The 14,799-nt window shown below is 74.5% G+C and carries 13 protein-coding genes; 8 read left to right on the top strand and 5 right to left on the bottom strand.

From position 1 onward, the window contains the following. The first annotated feature begins 79 nt into the window (after nucleotides 1-79). Both GD970_RS17475 and GD970_RS17470 read left to right on the top strand, forming a co-directional pair. Nucleotides 80-343 (top strand): hypothetical protein, encoded by a 264-nt coding sequence (locus GD970_RS17475; protein WP_152204187.1) that lies wholly within the window; start codon nucleotides 80-82, stop codon nucleotides 341-343. 157 nt (nucleotides 344-500) lie between these two features. Beyond that, nucleotides 501-1,439, top strand: coding sequence for a zinc-binding dehydrogenase (locus tag GD970_RS17470; RefSeq protein ID WP_152204186.1), 939 nt, complete (start codon nucleotides 501-503; stop codon nucleotides 1,437-1,439). Between the two features lie 69 nt (nucleotides 1,440-1,508). On the opposite strand, the gene betT is transcribed toward GD970_RS17470, so the two are convergent. Together betT and GD970_RS17460 are read right to left on the bottom strand one after the other, a co-directional pair. Beyond that, entirely contained in the window at nucleotides 1,509-3,761 is a 2,253-nt protein-coding gene (gene betT, locus GD970_RS17465) for a choline BCCT transporter BetT (protein WP_452179723.1), read from the bottom strand. A gap of 280 nt (nucleotides 3,762-4,041) precedes the next feature. Continuing rightward, nucleotides 4,042-5,553: an ATP-dependent DNA ligase gene (locus tag GD970_RS17460; RefSeq protein ID WP_152204184.1), complete on the bottom strand. Its 1,512-nt coding sequence runs from the start codon at nucleotides 5,551-5,553 to the stop codon at nucleotides 4,042-4,044. 151 nt (nucleotides 5,554-5,704) lie between these two features. On the opposite strand from GD970_RS17460, the gene GD970_RS17455 reads away from it, so the two are divergent. After that, nucleotides 5,705-6,676, top strand: a complete 972-nt coding sequence (locus GD970_RS17455; protein WP_152204183.1) for a zinc metalloprotease — start codon at nucleotides 5,705-5,707, stop codon at nucleotides 6,674-6,676. Nucleotides 6,677-6,807: 131 nt separating this feature from the next. Beyond that, on the top strand, nucleotides 6,808-7,254 hold the full coding sequence (locus tag GD970_RS17450) for a hypothetical protein (protein ID WP_152204182.1): 447 nt from the start codon (nucleotides 6,808-6,810) through the stop codon (nucleotides 7,252-7,254). Nucleotides 7,255-7,263: 9 nt separating this feature from the next. On the opposite strand, the gene GD970_RS17445 is transcribed toward GD970_RS17450, so the two are convergent. Then, complete coding sequence (locus GD970_RS17445; protein ID WP_152204181.1) at nucleotides 7,264-7,686, bottom strand: pyridoxamine 5'-phosphate oxidase family protein; 423 nt, start codon at nucleotides 7,684-7,686, stop codon at nucleotides 7,264-7,266. A gap of 111 nt (nucleotides 7,687-7,797) precedes the next feature. Between GD970_RS17445 and GD970_RS17440 the strand changes: the two genes are divergently transcribed. The 3 genes from GD970_RS17440 (at nucleotide 7,798) to GD970_RS17430 (ending at nucleotide 11,085) form a co-directional block, all read left to right on the top strand. Continuing rightward, nucleotides 7,798-8,721 carry a DNA-3-methyladenine glycosylase family protein gene (locus tag GD970_RS17440; protein WP_152204180.1) on the top strand — a complete coding sequence of 308 codons (924 nt, stop codon included), beginning with the start codon at nucleotides 7,798-7,800 and terminating at the stop codon, nucleotides 8,719-8,721. Between the two features lie 96 nt (nucleotides 8,722-8,817). Continuing rightward, entirely contained in the window at nucleotides 8,818-10,032 is a 1,215-nt protein-coding gene (locus GD970_RS17435; protein WP_211489692.1) for a dipeptidase, read from the top strand. 120 nt (nucleotides 10,033-10,152) lie between these two features. Then, nucleotides 10,153-11,085 carry an SMP-30/gluconolactonase/LRE family protein gene (locus tag GD970_RS17430; protein WP_152204178.1) on the top strand — a complete coding sequence of 311 codons (933 nt, stop codon included), beginning with the start codon at nucleotides 10,153-10,155 and terminating at the stop codon, nucleotides 11,083-11,085. A 49-nt stretch (nucleotides 11,086-11,134) separates the two neighbouring features. On the opposite strand, the gene GD970_RS17425 is transcribed toward GD970_RS17430, so the two are convergent. Both GD970_RS17425 and GD970_RS17420 read right to left on the bottom strand, forming a co-directional pair. Next, the gene (locus GD970_RS17425) at nucleotides 11,135-12,562 is read right to left on the bottom strand and encodes an ABC transporter permease (RefSeq protein ID WP_152204177.1); all 1,428 of its coding nucleotides are present in this window, start codon (nucleotides 12,560-12,562) and stop codon (nucleotides 11,135-11,137) included. Then, nucleotides 12,559-13,392 carry an ABC transporter ATP-binding protein gene (locus GD970_RS17420; protein WP_152204176.1) on the bottom strand — a complete coding sequence of 278 codons (834 nt, stop codon included), beginning with the start codon at nucleotides 13,390-13,392 and terminating at the stop codon, nucleotides 12,559-12,561. Before GD970_RS17420 ends, GD970_RS17425 begins: the two co-directional genes overlap by 4 nt. Nucleotides 13,393-13,758: 366 nt before the next feature. Here GD970_RS17420 and GD970_RS17415 point away from each other — a divergent pair, with 366 nt between their 5' ends. Next, a complete protein-coding gene (locus tag GD970_RS17415) occupies nucleotides 13,759-14,535 on the top strand; it encodes an SDR family oxidoreductase (RefSeq protein ID WP_211489693.1) in 777 nt (258 codons plus the stop codon). Nucleotides 14,536-14,799: the final 264 nt, after the last annotated feature.

The raw sequence follows: 14,799 nt of genomic DNA, 5'->3' as shown, positions 1-14,799 counted from the left end.
GCCCCGTGGTGAGCAGGCATTGGCACGTCCCCGCGTCGCGGCACCAGACGCGGGTTCGAACAGGCGTACGATGAGCGGTGTGGCGCGTGGTGCGGACGGTGTGGCCCCCTGGTGGGCGGGGCACCAGCGGATCCTCAACGCCCGCGCGGTGCCCGCGCGCTTCACCCGGGCGGACCAGCCCGTGCCGGTGCGGGTGCGGCTGGACTGGTCCCAGGACGGCGCGGAGGTGCGCGAGGCGGTGGCGACGGCGTGGACGACCCCGCTGGTGCTCGTCCTCGTCGACGACCCGCGGGCGGCGCTGCGCGGGGTGTGGGTCCCCGCACGCGACGTGCACCGGCTGTGAGGCGACGGCCGGGACGTGTGCCGGCTGTGAGGCGCGGCCGGACCAAGGACCCGCAGCCCGGCCCCGCCGTGCGGCCAGGATGAGGGGCAGGACCGGACCGCCCCGGCGCCCGGCACCGGCCGGGCGGGCGCGCCGCGCACGAGGAGGAAGACCCACCATGAAGGCTTGGCAGTTCATCGCGACCGGAGCGCCGCTCGAGCTCCGCGAGGTCCCCGAGCCGGTCGCCGGGCCCGGCGAGGTCGTCGTCGAGATCCGGGCCGCCGGGCTGTGCCACACCGACGTCGGGGTGATGACCGACCCGCTGTGGCGCGCCCAGCTCGCGACCGTCCCGCTCACCCTGGGCCACGAGGTCGCGGGCGTCGTCGTCGAGGTCGGCCCCGGTGTGGACGGCGCCGAGCTCGGCGCCCGGGTCGGGATCAACCCGCTCAGCGCCACCGCCCCGGGGTTCGGCCGTGACGGCGGCTACTCGCACCGGGCGGTCGCGCGCGCGGAGGACCTCGTGCCGATCCCCGACAACGTCTCCTTCGCCCAGGGCGCCGCGGGCACCGACGCCGGCATGACCTCCTACCACGCGGTCGTCGTCGAGGGGCAGGTCGGCGCCGGCAGCAAGGTCGGCATCGTCGGCCTGGGCGGGCTCGGCCAGCTCGGCGCCGCCTTCGCGCGCGCGGTGGGCGCGGAGGTCTACGTCGCGGAGGTCAACGAGGCCGTGTGGCCGCTGGCGCGGGAGCTCGGCGCGCGCGAGGTGGTCAGGGACGTGCTCGACCTCAAGGCGTTCCAGCCGGACGTCGTCGTCGACTTCGCCGGCTTCGGCACGACGGCCGGGGCGATGGAGGCCGTCCGCCCCGGCGGCCGGGTGGTGCAGGTGGGCATGGGCACGCTGGAGGCGACGATCAGCATCAACACCCTGATCCTCAACACCGTCACGCTGGTGGGGTCCAAGGGCGGGACGAACGCGGACATCGCCGCCGTCTACGAGCTCTTCGCCTCGGGCACGGTGGACCCGTTGCTGACCACCATCGGCTTCGACGAGATCCCCGACGGGCTCGAGCGCCTGCGGGTGGGCGGGGTCGCGGGCCGGCTCGTCGCCGTGCCGTAGCGGCCCGCGAGACGCCGGCGGCCCGACGGCGCAAGGCACCTTGCGCCGTCGGGCCGCACCGGGCGCGTGTCAGTCCGTGACGCGCTCGACGTCGTCGGCGACCACGGGCACGATCGGCGTGGCGCCGGTGGTGGTCGGCACCGCCGGGGTCAGGACCGAGGCGTAGTCGTGCTCGCTGGAGTAGCTGAGGAACGACAGGTGCGCCTCGTAGCGGTCCAGCACGTCGTTGATGACCTGCTGCTGGGTCAGGCCCATGAGGTCGTAGCCCTCGGTGCCCGTCTGGGTGAAGACCTCCACCTTGTAGAAGACGTCGTCGCCCGCGGGCATGGGCCGCCCGCCGATGCGCGGCACCTGCGCCTCTACCGCCGCCGCCTGGTAGTGGAAGTCGCGGTGCTCGGCCATGTTGACCACGAGGGTGTGCTCGTCGATGCCGGTCTCGGCGTTCGGCGTCGTCGACAGCGTCGCGTCGTAGCCCTGCTCGCGGAACTCCGCGGCGACGGCGGACAGCGCCGGCTGCACCGTGCGCTCCATGAACTGGGAGACGGTCCGCTTGGAGGGGTAGGACCGCAGCTGCGCCATGCGCTGCTTCCACGTCTTCTCCGGCACCTGCCCGCCGTGCGCGGCGGCCGAGCGGCGGCGGATCACCAGGCCCTCGCGCTCGGCCCGCTCCATCCGCAGCACCTTGAGGAAGGAGGCCATGACCAGGTAGGCGATGATCGTCACCGGGAAGGCGAAGATCAGTGTGGCGTGCTCCATCGTGGTCACGCCGCCGGCGACGAGCATGGCGATCGTCAGCAGCGCGGTTACCACGGCCCAGAAGATGCGCAGCCACTTCGCGCCGTCCTGGGCGGGGTCGGGGATGGTGGAGGAGAAGTTCGCCATCACCATGGCGCCGGAGTTGGCGCTGGTGAGGTAGAACAGCAGGCCGGACAGCGTCGCCAGGCCGATGAGGAACGCCGCGCCGGGGAACATCTCCAGCAGGGCGTACCAGCCCTGCTCCGGCTGGGCGATGGCGAGCTCGGCGAAGTCGGTGTTCCCGCCCATGACCACCGACAGGGCGGAGTTGCCGAAGATCGACACGATGATGAAGTCGCACAGCACCGGGGCGGTGATGGCGGCGATGACGAACTCGCGCAGGGTGCGGCCGCGGGAGATGCGGGCCAGGAACAGCCCGACGAACGGGCCCCACGCCAGCCAGAACGCCCAGAAGAACAGCGTCCAGCCGCCCATCCAGTCCGCGCCGCCCGGCTCGTAGGCGAAGGTCTCCAGCGTGCGCTCGGGCAGGGTGCCGAGGAACCGGCCGATGTTGGCGACCAGGGCGTTGAGCAGGAACGCGGTCTTCCCGGTGACCAGGATGTACAGCATCATCGCGGCCGCGATGCCGATGTTGAGCTCGGAGACCAGCCGGATGCCCTTGTCCACGCCGGACAGGCAGCCGGCGACGGTCATGACGACGGCGACCAGCACCAGCGCGATCTGCAGGCCCAGGCCCTCGGGCAGCCCGAACAGCCAGGAGAAGCCGACGTTGAGCAGGACGACGCCGATGCCCATGGAGGTCGCGACGCCGAAGATGGTGCCGATGAGGGCGAAGATGTCGATGGCGTCGCCGGCCGCGCCGCGCACCCGCTTGCCGAGCAGGGGGTACAGGGCCGCGCGGATCGACAGCGGCATGCCCCACCGGTAGGCGAAGTAGCCCATCGCCATGCCGAGCAGGGAGTACATCGCCCAGCCGGAGATGCCGTAGTGGAACATCGTCCAGACGACGGCGTCCTGGGCGGCCTGGGCGGACTGCGGGTCGCCCGAGGGCGGCATCATGTACTGCGCGATCGGGCCCGTGACGGAGTAGAAGAGCATGTCGATGCCGACGCCGGCACCGAAGAGCATGGCGACCCAGGTGAACAGCTTGTACTGGGGGCGGGAGTGGTCCGGGCCGAGACGCACCCGGCCCTCTTTCGAGAACGCGACCCAGAGAACGAAGAGGATCACCAGGACGACCGTCACGACGTAGACCCAGCCGAGGTTCGTCGCGATGCCCAGGACCGCGTCGCGCATGACGTCCGCGGCGTTGGTCGGGGCGAGCATGGCCCACAGCGAGAAGGCGACGATCACGGCGGCCGAGATGACGAAGACCCGCCAGTTGACCCGCGCCCCGCGGTTCTCCGCCAGCTCGGTCGGCCCCTTGCTGAGCTCGGCGCTGGAGATCGGCGCCCGCCGGTCGTCGTCGACCCGGGGCTTCCGCCGCTCCACGGCACCGAATCGACCGCGGTCGATCGTCGAACGGGTTGCTTCGTCGGTCGGTGTCACGTCGTGGTCAGCCGCCACTCGTTCCTCCTTCGCCTCGGGACCAAGTCCACGGGCGGGCCGGTTGGGCGCGCGCCGCAGCCATGGCGGAACCGAAGCGATCAGAACGAGTCCGGCGGCGCAGACACCCAGCCGTGCAGCCGCCGTTGGGGACACTAGCTCGCCTTCCACCATACGAGCGGTCCACCGTCGATCCAATGACGTGTAGCAGACCTCACCGTGAATACGGTGGGACGTTGGTCACCGCCGGCCCCGGCGTTGGTCAAGCCCCGACGGCGCGCCGGCCGCCTCTCTGGGGCGTTCAGGCGAGCGCGCGCACCGTGTCGATGGTGTCCGCCTCGGCCGCCGTCTTGTCGTCGCGGTAGCGCAGCACCCGGGCGAACCGGAGGGCGAGCCCGCCGGGGTAGCGCGGGGAGCGCTGGATGCCGTCGAAGGCCACCTCCACCACCTGCTCGGGGCGCAGCGTGACGACGTGGCCGTGGCGCCCGGTCTCCAGCTGCAGGAAGCGCTCGGTCTGCCAGGCGAGCATCTCGTCGGTCATCCCCTTGAACGTCTTGCCCAGCATCGCGAACCCGTCCCCGTCGCGGGCGCCGAGGTGGATGTTCGACAGCCACCCCTGGCGCCGGCCGCTGCCCCACTCCACCGCGAGCACGACCAGGTCCAGGGTGTGCCGTGGCTTGACCTTGACCCAGGCCGAGCCGCGCCGGCCGGCGTCGTAGGGGGCGTCGAGGTCCTTGACGACGACGCCCTCGTGGCCGCGCTCGAGCATCTGCCGGAAGAAGTCCTGGACCTCCGCCGGGTCCGCGGTCACCCGCCGCGGGACGATCGAGGCCGGCGGGACCACCCGGGACAGGGCCGCGAACCGGTCGGCGGCGGGGGCGTCGATGAGGTCGGCGCCGTCGAGGTGGAGCACGTCGAAGAAGTACGCGGTCAGCGGTACCTGGTCGCGCAGGGCGGCGCCGTCCCGGCTCATGGCGCGCGAGCCGGTCTCCTGGAAGGGGCGGGGACGTCCGGCCGCGTCGAGGGCGATCGCCTCGCCGTCGAGCACGACGGCGTCGGTCTCCAGCCCGGCGACCAGCTCGACCAGCTCGGGCACCCGGTCGGTGATGTCGTCGAGGGAGCGGGTGAAGACGGCGACGTCGTCGCCGGCCCGGTGGACCTGGACGCGGATGCCGTCGATCTTGCCGTCCGCGGCGACCGGTCCGCCGAGCTTGGCCAGCGCGGCCGGGACGTCCGGTGCGCTCGCGGCCAGCATGGGCCGCACCGGCCGGCCGACCTCCAGGCGGAACGCGGCCAGGGCCTCCGCGCCGCCGGTGAGCGCGGCGGCGGCGATGGGCCCGGACAGGGCGCTGAACATCGCGGCGCGGCGCACCGCGGCGAGCGGGACGTCGGCGGCCGCGGCGATGGCGTCGAGCAGGAGGGAGTCCAGGGCGCCCTGGCGCAGCTCGCCGAAGATCAGGGCGCGCAGGAAACGCTGCTCCTCGGCGGTGGCGGCGGCGAAGAGACGCGCGACGGCGTCCGCGCGGGCCGCCTGGGACCCGGCGCCGGCCAGGGCGGCGACCTCCTCGAGCGCGGCGTCGACCGCGGCCGGTGTCAGGCTCGCCGTCTCGGCGGGGGCGGGCAGGTCCGACAGCGAGCGCCAGCCGACGCCGGTGCGCCGCTGGCGCGCCCGGCCGGAGAGGTAGGACGCGACGACCTCCACCTCGTCCGGTGATGCGGCACGCAGCGCGACGGCGAGCAGGGCTCGCTTCTCCAGCCGGGAGCGGATGGCGGCGACGGCGGCGGAGGTCTCGACCAGCTCGGCGAGCAACATCTTCCGATTCTGGCAGCGACCGGCGCCGACGCGCGCAGGGGAACTCGGCCGGGCTTCACACGCATTGCCGTTCTGAAACGTGGTCCGTGTCACACCCCGGCGATAGGTTCCGCACACGACCGGAAGGGACACACGCATGAAAGGGACGTCCATGGCCAGAACCAGCGCACGCCGTCGAGCTCTGCTCGGAGGCGCCGTCCTCGCCGCGGTACTCGCCGGCGGCACCACGGGACCCGCCGCAGGAGCCACCGTCGAGGGCACGTCCGGCGCGGCCGGCGCCACGTCCGCCGTCGCCGCATGCGAGCCCGGCCTCGCCACGGCCCGCGTCAAGGACGGCGCCGCGGTCGGCGAGCCCAAGCTCTTCCCGGACAACGAGGCGAAGGCCTACGGCGCCCTCCCCGACAAGCCGACGATGCCCGCGGGCAGCGTCACCGTCGAGACCGTCGTCCACTCGATCTCCGACCACGAGCTCACGGCCGCGGAGAAGGCCCGCAAGGAGGCGATGATCGCGGCGCAGATGGAGGTCCTCAACGCCTCCTTCGCCGGCAGGACGGCGCCCGGCGCGGCCGACACGCCGTTCCGCTTCGAGCTGGCGGACGTCAACTGGGTGGTCAACGCCGACTGGTACCGGGTCACGCCCGGCAAGGCCGAGCGCGACATGAAGCGGGCGCTGCACGTGGGCGACTCGGAGACGCTGAACGTCTATGCGGCCGACATCGGCGGGGGCCTGCTGGGCTGGGCCTACTTCCCGAAGGACTACAACCCCGGGCGTGACTACATCGACGGGGTCGTGATGCTCGACGAGTCGATGCCCGGCGGCACCGCCGGCAAGTACGCCGAGGGCGACACCCTCACGCACGAGGTGGGGCACTGGCTCATGCTCCACCACACCTTCAACGCCGGCTGCTCGGCCTCCGGGGACTTCGTGGCGGACACCGCCAAGGAGGCCTACCCGCAGTTCAACTGCCCCGTCGGCGCCGACAGTTGCGCGGCACCGGGGATGGACCCCATCCACAACTTCATGGACTACTCCCAGGACTCCTGCATGAACATGTTCACCCAGGGCCAGGCGGACCGGATGAGCGACGGCTGGCTCGCCTTCCGTGCCGGCGGGCGCGGCTGACGTGATCGGCCGGGCCGGTGGCTGACGCGGTCGGCCGGGCCGGCGGCTGACGTGGTCGGCCGGGCCGGCGGCTGACGTAGCGGTCATGCTGGGGATGGCACGCGGCCCCTAAGCGTGGGCACCATGCCTTCATGGCCGACCTGCCGCGTCCGGCGCGGGACCGAGTGCGGGCGATGAGCCTGTACCTCGTCTGTGCGGTCGTGCTCCTCGGGCTGCTCCTCGCGCTCTACGCCGTCTTCGTCGGCTTCGACCGCCTGCACGCGGCCCCGGTGACCGCCGTCGCCGTCACGGCTGACGGCCGGGACCTGGTGGTGGAGTACACCGGCGGCGCCCCGGGCTGCGGGGACCCACATGACGTCACCGTGCGCGAGAGCGACACGGCGGTGGAGGTCCGGGCCGTCACGGTCGCGCGGCGGGCCACCCGGCTCGGCTTCGCCTGCCCCTCCCGGGCGGTGCCGCTGCTGCAGACCGTGCGCCTCGCCGAGCCGCTGGGCGCACGCGAGGTGCGCGACCGCACCCGGGGAGGCGCCGAGGTCCCGGTGACCGACCTCAAGGATCTGCTGACGGCGGTGCGGTGACCGACGAGGTCAGCGCTCGCTCTCCGGGGTGAAGTCGAAGGCACGCCCCTCCACCAGGTCCGGCGTGATCTCCACATAGACCGGTGAGGCGACCGGCAACCGGACATGCAGCGGCAGCTGCTCGACGGCCTCGATCTCGGCCTCGGTCTCCAGGCGCCGCGCCCGCCCGTGCACGACGACGCTCATCGCGTGGTCGTCGTCGAGCCGGTCCACCTCGAGCGCGACCTGGCTGTTGATGGCCAGCTCCAGCAGCTTGCTGCCCTCGGAGGTGCGCAGGTACAGCTTCCGGTCACGACTGAGGTAGGAGATGGGGTAGATATCCGGCCGGTTCGCGACGCTGACGGCCAGCCGCGCGAGGTCGTTCGCCTCGAGCAGCTCCCAGCACGCGTCGTCGCTGAGGGGAGTGATGCGGTGCTCGTCGTCGAAGCCCATGCCTCATCGTGCCCCGATCCGCGCCCGGCGGCACGCGACCAAGGTCCGTGGTCCCGTCCGGGCGCCGGCCCGCAGGTCCGGGGCCCGGCCGAAGGCTCGTACCCTGGAACGGTGCGGGCAGCCGAGCGGACGTGGAGACCCCCGTGGCCCTGCCCGCTCGGCCAGGTGATCGGCGTCCTGCGCCACGGCGGCGGGGACCCGACCTTTCACCGCGACGACGACGGCACCCTCTGGCGCGGCCTGCGCACCCCCGCGGGCACCGCCACGCTACGGCTCGAACCCCGCCCGGCGGACGGCGCGGTGCACGCGGCCGCCTGGGGCGAGGGCGCGGAGTGGGCCCTGGCCGCCGTCCCGGCGATGCTCGGCGGGGAGGACGACGCCGCCGCCGGCTTCCCCGCCCACCGCCACCCCGTCGTCGCCGAGCTCGCACGCCGGCATCCGCACTGGCGCATGCCCCGCACCGGGCTGGTGATGGAGTCCCTCGTCCCGGCGGTGATCGAACAAAAGGTCACCGGGCGCGAGGCGTTCGCCGGCTTCCGCAACCTCGTCCACCGCTTCGGCGAGCGCGCCCCGGGACCGGGCGCCGCGCGCCGGCTGTGGGTCCAGCCCGACCCGGACACCCTGGCCCGGATCCCGTCCTGGGAGTGGCTGCGCCTGCCGGTCGACCCCGCCCGCTCCCACACGGTCGTGCGGGCCGCGCGCCTGGCCCCCTCCCTGGAGCGCACCCTCGCCATGACACCGGCCGACGCCGACCGCGGGCTGCGCTCCCTGCCCGGCATCGGGGTGTGGACCAGCGCCGAGGTGCGCTTCCGGGCCCACGGCGACGCCGACGCGGTCAGCTTCGGGGACTACCACGTCGCCCGGGACATCACCTACGCCCTCACCGGTGAGGAGCTCGACGACGCCGCCCTGGCCGAGCTGCTCGAGCCGTTCCGCCCGCACCGCTACCGGGTGCAGCGCCTCGTCGAGCTCGCGGGGCTGCACCACCCACGGCGCGGCCCGCGCATGGCGCCGCGCACACACCTGCCGGTGTAGGGCGAGAGCGGGCCGTGCCCGGCGGCCTGCGCGGTCGCCCGGGTGGCCGGGGTGGCTGCCCGGCGCACCGCCGGGAGCCGCGGGAGGATGAGCGCCATGACCACCACCACCGCCGCCCTCGTCGACGAGGTCCTGGGCGCCACCCCGCTGATCGACGGCCACAACGACCTCGCCTACGCCCTGCGCAGCCGGGCCGGCTACGCCGTCGACGGGCTCGACGCCCCGCGCGCCGGGCTGCACACCGACATCCCGCGGCTGCGCGCGGGCCGGGTGGGCGCCCAGTTCTGGTCGGTGTTCGTGCCCTCCACGCTGACCGGCGCCGAGGCGGTGCTCGGCACCATCGAGCAGGTCGACGCGGTGCACCGGCTCATCGCCCGCTACCCGGACACCTTCGCCCTGGCCTGCACGGCGGACGAGGTGCTCGCCGCGTTCCGCGCCGGCCGGATCGCCTCCCTCCTCGGCGCCGAGGGCGGGCACTCGATCGGCCGGTCGCTGGGGGCCCTGCGGGCGCTGGCGCGGCTGGGGGTGCGGTACATGACCCTGACCCACAACGACAACGTCGCCTGGGCCGACTCCGCGACGGACACCCCGGCCGTCGGCGGGCTGACCGACGAGGGCCGGGCCGTCGTCGCCGAGATGAACCGCATCGGCATGCTCGTCGACCTGTCCCACACCGCCGAGACCACCCAGCTGGCGACGCTGGAGGTCACGCGCGCGCCGGTGATCTTCTCCCACTCCTCCTGCCGGGCGGTGTGCGACCACCCGCGCAACGCCTCCGACGCCGTCCTCGAGCGCCTCGCCACCAACGGCGGGGTGCTGCAGGTGACGTTCGTGCCCAAGTTCGTCTCGCCCGCCGCGGCCCGGTGGACCGAGGCGGCGCACGCCGCGCTGGACGGCGGGGACTGGCACTGGCCCCGCGCGCCGCGGGCGGGGGAGGACCCGGCCGCCGTCGCCGCCGAGAACGCCGCCGGCGACCCGGAGGCGGCGTGGGAGCGGCGCCTGGCGGTGTGGGAGGCCGAGCACCCGCGGCCGCGGGTGGGCATCGACGACGTCGTCGCGCACGTCGAGCACGCCCGCGAGGTGGCCGGGGTGGACCACATCGGCCTGGGCGGGGACTACGACGGCGTGGACCGGCTGCCCACGGGGCTGGAGGACGTCTCCGGCTACCCGCGCCTGCTGGCCGCGCTGGCCGAGCGGGGCTGGTCGCGCCGGGAGCTCGAGGCGCTCGCGGGCGGCAACGTGCTGCGCGTGCTGCGCGACGCCGACGACGCGGCGTCCGAGACGATGTGGCCGGCGGGGGAGCGGCGGTAGGTCCTCGGATCTGCCCGGCCCCTCTTCAGGGGGCACCAAGACGACGGTCAGGGCACTACGCTGGATCGGTCAGTCGGCCTCGCCGGCGGGCCGCGCCGGCCCCCCAGGCAGGAGCTCGCGATGCTGCGTCGCCTCTCCGCCCTCGCCGCGCTCGCGCTCGCGCTGACCTTCGGCGCCGGTGCCCCGGCCTCGGCGGACCATCATGTCGAGTCCTCCGACCGGTTCCCCGCCCGGCTCCAGCTGCCCCGCGGCTTCCAGCCGGAGGGCATTGCGATCGGCCGCGGCCCGACGGCGTGGGTCGGGTCGCTCGCCGACGGGGACATCTACCGCCTGGACCTCAGGACGGGCGCCGGCAAGGTCGTCGTCCAGGGCCCCGGCAAGCCCGCGGTCGGTATGAAGGTCGCCCGGAACGGTCTGCTCGTCGTCGCCGGCGGCACCGCCGGCGACGCCCGCCTGGTGGACCCCCGGGCGGGCAAACAGGTCGACTCCCGGGTCCTGACCACCGCCGGGCCGTTCATCAACGACGTCGTGCTGACCGATCACGCCGCCTGGTTCACCGACTCCAACCACCCCACGTTGTACCGGGTGCCCCTGGGGAGCCACGGCTTCGGCGACGCCAAGGCCGTGCCGCTCACCGGCGAATGGACGCAGACACCCAAGCAGTTCAACGCCAACGGGATCACCGAGACCCCCGACGGCGACGCTCTCCTCGTCGTCAACACCTACGCCGGTGCGCTCTTCCGGGTCGATCCCGACACCGGCCGGGCCACCAAGGTCGACCTGGGCGGGGAGAAGTTCCCGGGCGGCGACGGGATGCTCCTGCTCGGGCGCACCCTGTACATCTCGCGCAGCCTGCCGGGCAACATGGTCGAGGAGTTCCGCCTCAACCGGTCCGGCACCCGCGGGGAGCTGGTGCGGCGCATCACCGACCCGGGCTTCGACACGCCGTCGACCATCGCCCGGTTCGGTGACGGCCTCTACCTGCCGAGCGCCCGGTTCAGCACCCCGCCAGGGCCGACGGTGGAGTACTGGGTGACGCGCATCGAGCGGTGACCGCGGACCCCGGCCGGGCTCCGCACGCCGACCGGTAGGACCTCGGCCGTCACACCGCCTGCAGCGCCGCCGTCGGCGAGACGCGTGCGGCGCGCCGGGCGGGGGCGAGCGAGGCCGCCGCCACGACCAGCCCGGCCGCGACCACCGCCCCGGCGAGCACGCCCCAGGGCAGGGCCGGGGCCATCAGGCCCACGCCGTCGAGCGCGGAGAGCAGGCTCAGCGCCCCGGCCCAGCCGTAGAGCACGCCCAGCACGACGCCGAGCAGCGTCGCCGCCACCGTCAGCTGCGCCGCCTCGGCGAGGATCATTCCGCGCACCCGGCGGCGGGAGAGCCCCACCGCCCGCAGCAGGCCGATCTCGCGGGCGCGCTGGAGCACCGAGAGGGACATGTTGTTGACCACGCCGATCACGGCGATGACCACCGCGAAGGCGAGCAGCACCGCGAAGAACGCCAGCGCGTCGGCCACGAGGCGCTCGACCTCGGCGAGCTCGGCGGCGCTCATCTCGGTCTGGGCCTCGTTGGACAGCGCCATGGCCTTGTTGAGGTTGGCCGCGGCGGTGGCGAACATGACGATGAGGGTGACCCCGATGACCAGGCCCATCGTGGTGCGCGCCGTGCGCACGGGATAGCGCGCGGCGTTGCGGGCGGCGAGCCGGCCGGCCGGGCCGCGCCCGAGGAGGGCGCCGACGAGGCGCTGCACCGGCGGCATGACCCAGGCGGCGCCGAGCACCAGCCCGGTGAAGGACAGCATCCCGCCGGGCAGGGCCACGAGGATGCCGATCGGGCTGACCTGCCCGAGCCACACCCCGGCGACCAGCAGCAGGCTGCCGCCGGAGGCGGCGAGCACCGACAAAACGTGCCGCCCCCGGCCGCTGCGGGCCTCGTCGAGGCTCGGCTCGCGGGCCTGCCCGGTGGCCTGCATGGGCGAGACGGTGAGGATGCGCCGCGAACCGGCGTGGGCGGCGGCCCAGGTGATGAGGACCGTGGTGACCACGGGCGCGGCCAGGCCCGGGCCGAGCAGGTTCACCTGCAGGTCATGGGCGAGGTCGAGGCGGCCCATGAGCCAGATCCCGGCGGCCGCGAGCCCGGTGCCGACGACGGCGCCCGCGAGCGCGCCGGCCCCGCCCACGACCAGGCCCTCCGCACCCACCGACCGGCGCAGCCGGCGGGCCGAGGCGCCGATGAGCCGCAGCAGCGCCAGCCGCTCGGCCCGCCCGACGACGATGATGCCGAAGGTGTTGGCGATGACCAGCGCCGAGACGAACAGGGCGATGCCGAAGAAGACGACGCCGACGATCCAGATCATCACCAGGGCGGTGCCGGACTCCTGCACCGCCTCGGCCTGGCGCAGCCAGGCCGAGAGGATCGCGATGCCGTCGATGATCGCGACGCCGAAAAGCGACGCGATCGTCACCACGAGGGCGCTGGGCAGGTGCTGGCGCGGGTCGGCGCGCAGCTCGCGCAGGGCGTTCCTCATGCCACCCGCTCCCGACCCAGCCGCCCGGCGGCCGGGTGCGCGGCCCGCGCCGCCGCGGACTCCTCCAGGTGCAGCATGACCTCGGCGATCTCCGCCCGGGTCGGGGTGGCGAGCTCGTGGACCAGGCGGCCGTCGGCGATGAAGACCACGCGGGACGCGTGCGCGGCGGCCGCCGCATCGTGGGTGACCATGACGATCGACTGGCCCAGGGTGTCCGCGGCGTCGGCGAGCAGGCCGAGCACCTCCGCCCCGGAGCGGGAGTCGAGGTTGCCGGTGGGCTCGTCGGCCAGGACGAGGTCGGGCCGGGTGGCCAGCGCCCGGGCGATCGCCACGCGCTGCTGCTGACCGCCGGAGAGCTCCCCGGGCCGGTGGCTCAGCCGGTCGGCCAGGCCCAGCCGCTCGACGAGCTGGTGCACCCACGCCCGCTGGTCGTCCGTAGGGGTGTGGTCGTCGAGCTCGAAGGGCAGGTAGACGTTGCCCAGCACGTCCATGGTCGGCACGAGGTTGAAGGCCTGGAAGACGAACCCGACCTGGCGGCGCCGGATGGCCGTGAGGTCCTCGTCGCCCAGGGTGGTGATCTCGGTCCCGCCGATCCAGGCGCGCCCCGACGTCGGGGTGTCGAGCCCGGCCATGACGTGCATGAGGGTGGACTTGCCGCTGCCCGAGGGGCCCATGACGGCGGTGAGCCGGGCCGGGGCGATGGCGAGGGAGACGTCGTCGAGGGCGACGACGGCGCCCGGGCCCTCGCCGTAGCGCTTGGTGACGCGCTCGACGCGGGCGACGGGCTCGTGCGGGGCCGCGGGGGTGGGCGGCGCAGGCGTGGTGATCATGCCCCGACGCTATTTTCGGCGGTGCCGCGCGGTCATCGTCGCCCTGGACGATCCTGCCCGGCGTGCGGCGGCACCCGGGAAGGAGGCGCTCCGCCCGGGGGTCCGACCACGGGTGGACGGGGCGGTCCTCCCCGCCGGCGGCTCAGCCGGCGGCGACTCCGTGCAGGAGCGGCTCGGGCACCGGGGGCCTCCGTCCAGGAGCGGCTCAGGCGCGCCGGGCGTGTGTTTCGGCCGGTCGAAAATGCCGGGTGCGAGGCCGGGGCACCGGCCTATGCTGCGTTCGAATCGGACCTGGGAGGTCGCCATGGGCCGGACGGCCGGCACGCACGACGCCGTGGCGACGGCCGCCGCGGCGGGGGGACGACCGTGAGCGAGATCCTCCTGACCGGTGCCAGCGGACAGCTCGGCCGCGAGGTGGCCCCGGCGCTCGCCGCCGCCGGGCACGGGGTCCGGGCGCTCAGCCGCCGCGAGCGGGCGGACGGCCCGGTGCGCTGGGTGCGCGGCGACCTGGCGACCGGCGCGGGCCTCGCCGCCGCCGTGGCCGGGACCGACGCCGTCGTCCACCTCGCGTCGGCGCCCTACCGGCGCGGCTACACCCGCCAGGTGGACGTCGAGGGCACCTACCGGCTCGCGGCCGCCGCACGGGCCGCCGGGGTGGGGCACCTGGTGTACGTCTCGATCGTCGGCGTCGACGCCGTGCCCTGGGGGTACTACCGGACCAAGCTCGCCGCCGAGGAGGCGGTGCGCACCGCCGACCTGGGCTGGACGGTGCTGCGCGCCACCCAGTTCCACACCTTCCCGGACCAGATCCTCACCGCCGCGGCACGGCTCGGTGTCCTCGTCGTCGACCCCGGGATCCGCGTGCAGACCGTCGACCTCGGCGACGTCGCCGCCCGCCTGGCCGGGATCGTCGACGACGGACCCACCGGGCGGGTGCTCGAGCTGGGCGGCCCCGAGGTGCTCGACATGGGCGAGGCCGCCCGCCGGTGGCTCCGCGCCCGGGGACTGCGCCGCCCGGTGGTCCGGGTGCGGGTGCCGGGCCCGCTGGGCCGGGCCTTCCGCGCGGACAGCCTCCTTACCGACGCCGTGCCGCGCGGCGCGGTGACCTGGGGCGAGTACCTCGAGCGCACCACGAGGGCCTGAGGCTGCCACGCCCGGCTGAGGCACCCGGCGCCTTCTTCTGAGGCACCTTAGGTAGGCGATCAGCGGCCCAGAACTGGGCACCCGCCCGATGTCCGCCGGAGCGGATCGGCGGATTCTCGATCCATGAGCCTCTACGACGCCTTCACCCACGAGTTCCTCTCCGCCGACACCGAGCGGCGCGCCGTCGCCAACGCCGAGGCGGCCCGCCGGCTCGCCGAGCGCGCCGGCGACGCCGCCCCGCCGGCCCGCCGCCCCCGGCCGCCG

The organism is Georgenia thermotolerans (genome assembly GCF_009193185.1).
In the GTDB taxonomy this organism is placed as follows: domain Bacteria; phylum Actinomycetota; class Actinomycetes; order Actinomycetales; family Actinomycetaceae; genus Georgenia; species Georgenia thermotolerans.
The sequence above is the reverse complement of the archived record's forward strand: the minus strand, read 5'-3'. Positions and strand labels throughout refer to the sequence as shown.

Coding starts and splice junctions, on each gene's coding strand:
- GD970_RS17470 (WP_152204186.1), top strand. CDS start 501: ATGAAGGCTTGGCAGTTCATCGCGACCGGAGCGCCGCTCGAGCTCCGC.
- GD970_RS17460 (WP_152204184.1), bottom strand. CDS start 5,553: ATGTTGCTCGCCGAGCTGGTCGAGACCTCCGCCGCCGTCGCCGCCATC.
- GD970_RS17455 (WP_152204183.1), top strand. CDS start 5,705: ATGGCCAGAACCAGCGCACGCCGTCGAGCTCTGCTCGGAGGCGCCGTC.
- GD970_RS17450 (WP_152204182.1), top strand. CDS start 6,808: ATGGCCGACCTGCCGCGTCCGGCGCGGGACCGAGTGCGGGCGATGAGC.
- GD970_RS17445 (WP_152204181.1), bottom strand. CDS start 7,686: ATGGGCTTCGACGACGAGCACCGCATCACTCCCCTCAGCGACGACGCG.
- GD970_RS17435 (WP_211489692.1), top strand. CDS start 8,818: ATGACCACCACCACCGCCGCCCTCGTCGACGAGGTCCTGGGCGCCACC.
- GD970_RS17430 (WP_152204178.1), top strand. CDS start 10,153: ATGCTGCGTCGCCTCTCCGCCCTCGCCGCGCTCGCGCTCGCGCTGACC.
- GD970_RS17425 (WP_152204177.1), bottom strand. CDS start 12,562: ATGAGGAACGCCCTGCGCGAGCTGCGCGCCGACCCGCGCCAGCACCTG.
- GD970_RS17420 (WP_152204176.1), bottom strand. CDS start 13,392: ATGATCACCACGCCTGCGCCGCCCACCCCCGCGGCCCCGCACGAGCCC.